The organism is Varibaculum sp. (genome assembly GCF_008661855.1).
GTDB lineage: Bacteria > Actinomycetota > Actinomycetes > Actinomycetales > Actinomycetaceae > Varibaculum > Varibaculum timonense_A.
The window spans coordinates 158,649-166,240 of sequence record NZ_RPZY01000055.1; the positions used below are offsets into that span (position 1 = coordinate 158,649).

General features: G+C 51.0%; 9 protein-coding genes, 1 tRNA gene and 1 pseudogene. 6 read left to right on the forward strand and 5 right to left on the reverse strand.

The window, feature by feature from the left end; translation table 11 throughout:
- Positions 1-106 precede the first annotated feature (106 nt).
- From feoB to QZT94_RS07505, 3 genes are read left to right on the forward strand one after another with little or no spacing between them, the layout of a single operon-like run.
- Positions 107-2,122 carry a ferrous iron transport protein B gene (gene feoB / locus QZT94_RS07495; RefSeq protein WP_296761828.1) on the forward strand — a complete coding sequence of 672 codons (2,016 nt, stop codon included), beginning with the start codon at positions 107-109 and terminating at the stop codon, positions 2,120-2,122.
- A gap of 16 nt (positions 2,123-2,138) precedes the next feature.
- Positions 2,139-2,360, forward strand: a complete 222-nt coding sequence (locus tag QZT94_RS07500) for a FeoB-associated Cys-rich membrane protein (RefSeq protein WP_270626469.1) — start codon at positions 2,139-2,141, stop codon at positions 2,358-2,360.
- Positions 2,345-2,611 (forward strand): FeoA family protein, encoded by a 267-nt coding sequence (locus QZT94_RS07505; RefSeq protein ID WP_296761830.1) that lies wholly within the window; start codon positions 2,345-2,347, stop codon positions 2,609-2,611. The genes QZT94_RS07500 and QZT94_RS07505 overlap by 16 nt, the downstream gene beginning before the upstream one ends.
- A gap of 267 nt (positions 2,612-2,878) precedes the next feature.
- On the opposite strand, the gene rplA is transcribed toward QZT94_RS07505, so the two are convergent.
- The 5 genes from rplA to QZT94_RS07530 all read right to left on the reverse strand — a co-directional run bounded on the left by rplA (position 2,879) and on the right by QZT94_RS07530 (position 5,584).
- Entirely contained in the window at positions 2,879-3,595 is a 717-nt protein-coding gene (gene rplA, locus QZT94_RS07510) for a 50S ribosomal protein L1 (RefSeq protein WP_072510372.1), read from the reverse strand.
- A gap of 80 nt (positions 3,596-3,675) precedes the next feature.
- Positions 3,676-4,110, reverse strand: coding sequence for a 50S ribosomal protein L11 (rplK, locus tag QZT94_RS07515; RefSeq protein WP_072510373.1), 435 nt, complete (start codon positions 4,108-4,110; stop codon positions 3,676-3,678).
- A gap of 165 nt (positions 4,111-4,275) precedes the next feature.
- Complete coding sequence (gene nusG, locus QZT94_RS07520; RefSeq protein WP_296761833.1) at positions 4,276-5,127, reverse strand: transcription termination/antitermination protein NusG; 852 nt, start codon at positions 5,125-5,127, stop codon at positions 4,276-4,278.
- Positions 5,128-5,177: 50 nt separating this feature from the next.
- Positions 5,178-5,366 carry a preprotein translocase subunit SecE gene (secE, locus tag QZT94_RS07525; protein ID WP_270626625.1) on the reverse strand — a complete coding sequence of 63 codons (189 nt, stop codon included), beginning with the start codon at positions 5,364-5,366 and terminating at the stop codon, positions 5,178-5,180.
- A gap of 145 nt (positions 5,367-5,511) precedes the next feature.
- Positions 5,512-5,584, reverse strand: a tRNA-Trp gene (locus QZT94_RS07530).
- A 235-nt stretch (positions 5,585-5,819) separates the two neighbouring features.
- On the opposite strand from QZT94_RS07530, the gene QZT94_RS07535 reads away from it, so the two are divergent.
- From QZT94_RS07535 to QZT94_RS07545, 3 genes and pseudogenes are all read left to right on the forward strand, one after another.
- On the forward strand, positions 5,820-7,037 hold the full coding sequence (locus QZT94_RS07535) for a pyridoxal phosphate-dependent aminotransferase (RefSeq protein ID WP_296761835.1): 1,218 nt from the start codon (positions 5,820-5,822) through the stop codon (positions 7,035-7,037).
- A 95-nt stretch (positions 7,038-7,132) separates the two neighbouring features.
- A complete protein-coding gene (locus QZT94_RS07540) occupies positions 7,133-7,333 on the forward strand; it encodes a hypothetical protein (RefSeq protein ID WP_072510377.1) in 201 nt (66 codons plus the stop codon).
- Positions 7,330-7,592: pseudogene (locus tag QZT94_RS07545) on the forward strand (hypothetical protein); the annotation flags it as partial. The gene QZT94_RS07540 and the pseudogene QZT94_RS07545, both read left to right, overlap by 4 nt.

Genomic DNA, 7,592 nt, shown 5'->3' on the forward strand with positions numbered 1-7,592 from the left:
AGCTTTAAGTCCTATTAAGGATTGCCTTATAGTAGGTAAGGTTATATTTAGTTAGGTGCGCATAAGCAGTATCGCTAATATCGCAGATTTCAGAGAGGATTAGGCTATGCGAATCGCCTTTGCTGGTAACCCCAATAGCGGTAAAACCACTATGTTTAACGCTTTAACCGGCGAAAAAGGGAAAGTTGGAAACTGGAGCGGAGTTACCGTAGGGCAAACTGAGGCTAGCCTAAAGCCAGAGCTAAGTGGGCAACAGGTTGCCACAGCGGTAGACCTGCCCGGAGCCTACTCTATGTCTCCTTTTACCCCCGAGGAAACCATCACCAGCAAATATGTCCGTGACGCTAATCCGGATGCGATTGTGAATATCGTTGATGCCACCAATCTGCGTCGCTCTCTATTCTTTACCACCCAGCTACTTGAGCTGGGGGTTCCGGTAGTAATCGCCCTCAATAAAAGCGACATCAACGAAAAAGAAAACACCCAGATAGATACGGTAAAACTGCAAAACAAACTGGGCTGTCCGGTCGTGCCCACCGTTTCCACCGCGAAAGATAACAACGGTTTAGCGCAGGTACTAAAGGAAGTATTTACCCAACTCGGCAAGACCCAACATCCGCCCTATATGCAGGCTGATATTGACCTTACCGATAAACAAGCCGTAGAAAACGCCGACCGTGAGCGCTACCATTTCGTAGACCAGGTGGTAGACCAGGTGGAAACCCGGGCAGTAAAAGTCGCCTCCCATACTCGCCAAGACACCCTGGATGCGATACTAACCAACAAAGTTGCTGGTATCGCTATTTTTGCTGGGATAATGTGGGCAGTTTTTGCCATTTCTCAAACCTATCTGGGCCCGCTCTTAGCTGATTGGCTAGTAGGTTGGATTGAAACTTTCCAGGACTGGGTTAGCGAACAAATGGCAGACAGCCCCGCGCTACTGACCACGATTGTTGCTGACGGTATTATCGGGGGCGTAGGTGCAGTTATTGGATTCTTACCACTGGTTATGGTGATGTACTTCCTGCTGGCGCTCCTGGAAGAATCTGGTTATATGGCCAGGGTAAGCGCCGTCCTCGACCCAATTTTCAAACGGGTGGGGCTGTCCGGTAAATCAGTAATTCCCATCATCATCAGCACCGGATGTGCCATTCCGGGTATCATGAGTTGCCGTACTATCCGTGACGAGCGCGAACGGCGAGCAACCGCCATGCTGACCTCCTTTGTTCCTTGCGGGGCAAAAATCCCGGTTATTGCCCTATTCTGTGGTGCATTCTTTGCCGGATCCGCCTGGGTCAGCTGGGTTAGCTACTTTTTAGGTCTCACCCTAATCTTCTTGGGAGCCTTGCTGGTAAAAATGGTTACTGGCTACAAGTTCCGCAAATCCTTCTTCATTATGGAACTACCCCGCTATAAAGTCCCTAACCCGTGGCACGCAACCATATCAATGCTAGAACGCGCCAAAGCCTACATCATCAAGGCTGCCACCATTATTTTGCTTTGCAACCTGGTAGTACAGCTAATGCAAACCTTTACCTGGAACTTCCAGGTAGTTGAAGAGGGCGCCGAAAACACCTCCATTTTGGCTTCTATTGCCACTCCTTTCTCGATTCTGCTAATCCCGCTCGGGTTTGGAACCTGGCAGCTGGCTGCCGCCGCCGTCACCGGTTTTATCGCTAAAGAAAACGTAGTAGGTACTTTGGCGGTGGTCTACGGTCTTACCCGGTTCATCGACACTGAAGAACTAGCGATTACTGGAGGTGCAAACACTATTGCCACCACTATGGGGCTTACCTCAGTAAGCGCCCTCGCCTACCTGTTCTTTAACCTGTACACTCCTCCCTGTTTTGCGGCTATCGGAGCTATGAACTCGGAAATGCAAGATCGCCGTTGGCTCTGGAGCGCTATCGGTCTCCAATTTTGTACCGGTTTCACTGTTGCTTACCTGGTGAACCAGGTGGGAACCCTGGTACTCTACGGACATTTAGCCGCAGGTTTCCTACCGGGACTAATTGCGGTCGCCCTAATGGCTATGGTCATTACGGTGATTGCCCGCCGAGTACGCGCTAGCTTTGCTGCCGAATACCAGCTGCACCAGCAAGCCAAACTAAGCGCCAACTAAAGAAAGAGATACTGCTTTGAGTACAGTAATTGCTAGCCTGGCTTTAGTCGTAATTGTTGGTCTAGCTATCGGTTACATTGTGAAAGAAAAACGCAAAGGTACTAAATGTATTGGGTGTCCAATTTCTTCCGACTGCACCTTAAACCCCAATGTTGCAGCCCAGTCGGAAAACCGTCATAATCTACAGATAACAGAGATTGCCAATCAGCCAGGTGAAGCGAAATGTCACTGTCATTAGCGTGCCAGACAAAGCAAGCCTGCCGGACTAAGGAACGAATGAATCTTCTGGAAGCTATCGAAGGTCGAACCTATGTCGTCAAGGATATAGCTACTGATGACCCGGAAATGGATAGTTTCCTGTTTCGTCTCGGCTGCTACAGCGGACAAGAAATCACTGTTATCTCTCGTAAGCGCAAAATGTGCATCGTGGTGATCAAAGACAGCCGTTACAGCATCGACAATCAAATTGCCGAAGCCATTATGATTTAGGGCGCCGACTGAGTGCCTTTTTAGTAGTTATTCTCCGCGCTGCGCCCAGGGGCTGGCTCGGTAAAAGCACTCCGGGGACCCCGTGAGCCTCGCAAGGCTCGGCTCAAGCCCCTCTCGTATCTTTTACCGGCCGCGCCCCTCATGTGAGCAAATATTTGGAATTAACGCGAGAAACTAAAAAGGGGTCCCGCCGGTGGATTTTTCCACCGGCGGGACCCCTTGATTTTCAGCTATTACGCCTTTGCCCTAAGGCGGGCACGGCAATCCTTAGCGAGGATCGTCAGTCGCTAAATCTTTAGTCAACGAGCTATCCAAAGGAATAGACGGTCCCATCGAAGTAGAAATCGCAATCTTCTTGATGTACTGACCTTTTAGAGCTGATGGACGCAGACGCAGAACTTCATCCAGAACTGCCTGGTAGTTCTCAGCCAACTTCTCGGCATCGAACGAGCTCTTGCCCAACACCACGTGCAGGTTGGCATGTTTATCTACCCGGAAGTCGATACGACCACCCTTGATTTCGGTAACTGCCTTAGCTACGTCCATGGTTACAGTCCCGGTACGCGGGTTAGGCATAAGCCCACGCGGACCGAGGACGCGACCTAGACGCCCCACTTTACCCATCATGTCCGGGGTAGCTACTGCCACATCAAAGTCCAGGTATCCCCCCTGAACCTTTTCGATTAGTTCGTCGCCACCAGCTTCGTCAGCGCCAGCGTCCAATGCTTCTTTATCCTTGGGGCTATTGGCAAAAACCAGGACCCTAACGGTCTTACCAGTGCCATTAGGCAAAGAAACAGTGCCACGAATCATCTGATCGGCTTTACGCGGATCTACTGTGAGACGGAAAACCGCATCTACAGTGGAATCAAACTTGGTGGAAGCAATATCTTTCGCCAAGCGGAAAGCCTCTAGTGGCTGGTAGAGACGATCCTTGTGTACTTTTTCAGCGGCCTGCTTAAAGGCCTTTGAGTGCTTTTTCATCTGCTTTACTCCTTGCAGTTGTGGTGAGGGCGCACGTTCCCCTCCACGGTCTATAAGTCTTATTTATTAGTGCCTTGAAGTTAGCCTTCGACAGTTACACCCATAGAACGAGCGGTTCCCGCGATAATCTTTGCAGCTGCATCGATATCGTTGGCGTTCAAATCGGCTTTCTTTTGTTCGGCAATCTCTTTAACCTGATCCATGGTCAGCTTGCCTACCTTATTGGTATGCGGAGTGCCCGATCCCTTTGCAATCCCAGCAGCTTTCTTAATCAGCTGAGCAGCCGGCGGGGATTTGAGAACAAAGTCAAAGGAACGATCCTCATAGACGCTGATCTCTACCGGAATAATATTTCCACGCTGATCCTGCGTAGCCGCATTGTAGGCTTTGCAGAATTCCATGATATTTACCTGGTGCTGCGATAGCGCCGGGCCAACTGGAGGCGCCGGGTTAGCAGCACCGGCCTCGATCTGTAACTTGATCAGGCCGACTACTTTTTTATTCTTTGCAGCCATTTAGGGTCCTTCTCAAAATAATAATTTGTTGTTTTACTTTTCCCGACGGTTGCCGGAAATCTTTACTGCTGTCATGTCCTGTCTAAAACAGAACAGCCAGCACAATCGTCCATTCTAAGGGCGTGCACACAGATTGAACCAATTAATACTGGTCACTGTGAGCAATTAAATCTTTGCGACCTGGTTAAAGCCGAGCTCTACCGGAGTTTCCCGATCGAAGATAACCACCAATACCTTGAGCTTCTGCTGGTCAGGCATAATTTCCGAAATGGTAGCGGGCATAGTAGCAAACGGACCATCGGTAACGGTAACGTTCTCTCCAACCTCGAAATCAACCTCAATAACCGGTTGTTCTTTAGCCTTGGTCTTGCTGGCACGTTCGTCCTGAAGCTCCGCAGCTTTAATGGAAGCGGGGGTCGGAGCCAACATCGAAACTACCTCGTCCTCGGTTAGTGGCACGGGATGCTGGGAATCCCCTACAAATCCGGTGACCGCCGGGGTGTCTTTAACAACCCGCCAAGCGTCAGGGGCGTCCTCTACCGCTTCCATCCGTACCAGAGCGTAGCCAGGAATCCGAACCCGGTCTATCACTTTACGTTCAGTAGATTTAACCTGAACCACTTTTTCCATGGGGACTTCAATTTGATAAATGTAATCCTCCATATTGAAAGTGACGATCCGTTGCTCAAGGTTGGCTTTTACTCGCCGTTCGTAACCGGAATAGGTGTGCAGTACATACCAATATCCGGGCAGGAACTCTAGTTCTTCGCGTAGTTTGTCCTGCTCTTGGCGACTAAGCTCCTCAGCGGTAGCTGAGGGCACGAGCGGTTGATCTTGAGCGGTATCAGTAATTTCCAGCTCGGCGGGTGCTAACTGTTCTGGGGTCGTATCTGCATCCGGTGCTGCCACTGCAACCTCATCGGGAGTGGTCTGCGCTGCCTGTGCAATGTTTTCTGGCTGCGCATCAGCGCTATCGGAGGATTCTACCTCCGAGGAGAATACAAGATCGTTACTCACGCTATTTTCTTCCTGCTCCATATTGCCTTCTTGCAAATCCTGTTCCTAAACTAACCGCCAAATACCAGGTTCACCAGCCAGGCGGTGATTACGTCAATAACCCCAGAAAAAGCCATCATTGCCAACACAAACACGATTACGACCACAAAGAACGTGGTTAGCTCATCGCGGGTTGGCCAAACAACTTTCTTTAATTCCGCAATAACCTGTCGCACAAACTGTAGGATGCGGCTGAAAATATCGCTCTTTGCCTTTTTGGCATCTGCCTCTACGGAGGCTGAGCCCTGGTTAGGTGCCAAGATCGTTTCCTCACTTGCTGTCTTGGGACTCCCGTCGAAGCCCCTATCTCGTCCTGTACCGGGCCCGGCACAGGTTTCAAATTTGCAGGGCAGGCGGGACTCGAACCCACAACCTACGGTTTTGGAGACCGTTGCGCTACCAATTGCGCCACTGCCCTTCCAGCCTAATGGCTGACCGATTAAGGTGCTAGATAAGTTTATGAGGTTTTCCTAGTCACGTCCAACTTAGGACGGCATAGTGGGGAAAAACGCATCTTTAACTTGCTTACCCCCAAGAGAAAACTGGAGATAAAAACCCGCGCCACGTCCTCATTATTTAGACAGTTGGCAATAGCTAGATGAAAATTTGGTCCTGCGGGGAAAGGAAACCCACAGGCGTGGCAAAATGAGAGTATGAACAAACCACAAGAATGCAGAGTTTCTAACCGTCTAGCGCAAATTTCACCTTCCGCAACCCTGGCAGTAGATGCCGCTGCGAAAGAACTTAAAGCTCAAGGGCGTCCCGTTATCGGATTTGGCGCCGGAGAACCAGATTTTCCCACCCCTGACTATATTGTGAAAGCCGCACAGGAAGCCTGCAGTGACCCCGCCATGCATCACTACAGCCCCGGTAAAGGACTACCCCAACTGCGAGCGGCGATTGCGGAAAAGACCTTACGTGATTCGGGATACAGCGTAGATCCCGACAGCGAAATTATTGTCACCAATGGCGGCAAACAAGCTGTTTACGAGGCTTTTTCTTCGATTATCGACCTCGGAGATGAAGTAATTGTCCCCACTCCCTATTGGACTACCTATCCGGAAGTTATAAAAATGGCGGGCGGGCGCATGATAAACGTGGTCGCCACCGCAGAACAGGGATATAAGGTGAGCGTCGAGCAATTGGAGGCCGCGCGCACCCCTGCTACCAAGGCTCTGCTGGTGGTTAGCCCTTCCAACCCGACTGGCGCGGTCTATACCCCTGCCGAACTAACCGAAATCGGTCAATGGGCCTTAGAGCACGGGATTTGGGTAATCACCGATGAGATTTATGAACACCTCCTCTATAACGATGCCCCCAGTGCCCATATCGTAAAGCTGGTTCCTGAACTGGCAGCGCAAACTTTAGTGCTTAACGGGGTTGCCAAGACCTATGCAATGACCGGTTGGCGTGTGGGCTGGATGATTGGCCCAAAGGATGTGATTAAAGCCTGCGCCGCGTTCCAGTCTCACACCACCGGGAACGTGTCGAATGTGGCGCAACGTGCAGCCTTGGCGGCGGTGTCTGGACCTTTGGATCAGGTAAAGAAAATGCGGGAAGCCTTTGATCGGCGACGTAAAAAAATGGTTTCTATGCTCAACGAGGTTTCAGACCTGGTAGTTCCAACTCCGAAGGGCGCTTTCTACTGCTACCCCTCTGTAAAGAACATTTTGGGGCGCAGCTTAGCAGGAGAAACTCCCCAAACTTCCGCGCAATTAGCGGATTTAATTCTGCGAAAAGTGGAAGTGGCAGTAGTTCCCGGCGAGGCGTTTGGTCCTTCAGGATTCTTCCGGCTCTCCTATGCCCTCAGCGACCAGGATTTAGAGGAAGGCGTAGGGCGCATTGTCGATTTTCTTAATCAAGTTAAGTAGGTTGCCCTTTGTACCCAATCCATCATCTATAATAATTAAAGGAGAGGACGCGAGTATCTCTTAGAACAGTTGGAAACCCGAAGGAGGGGCTAGGCGTGCGCAAGTTTGCATCGGTTGCGATAACCATCGTTGCCGTATCCCTAGCTGCTTTCATCGGGATACGCGCGATGCAACTAAACGGGGTCTACGAGTTAGGACCGGCGATTAGCTTCGAACCTCAAGCCCCGGTTCAAGTTCAGCAATCTGCTCCCAGCGAACCTGTCTCCCCCATACCTGAAAAGGCAGGTCAGCCATGAGCGAGCAACCAACTTCCCCTCGCCACAGCTATCCTGGCAGCCCTAAAGCCTCCCCGCTTTCACCTGCCACCCCAGCTGGGCAACCCTGGGGAAATACGCCGATTCAACCCGCGAGCCCGCCCGCCGCGCGGGCGCCACTTCCAGCAACTCCTCCCCTAACCGACAATCCCCCCAGCTCAGTTAGCCTACTAGAGGAAATGACCATCCCTAGGGTCGAAACCAAACCGCTAACTACCCCGACCAAGATTTCTCCCCCAAA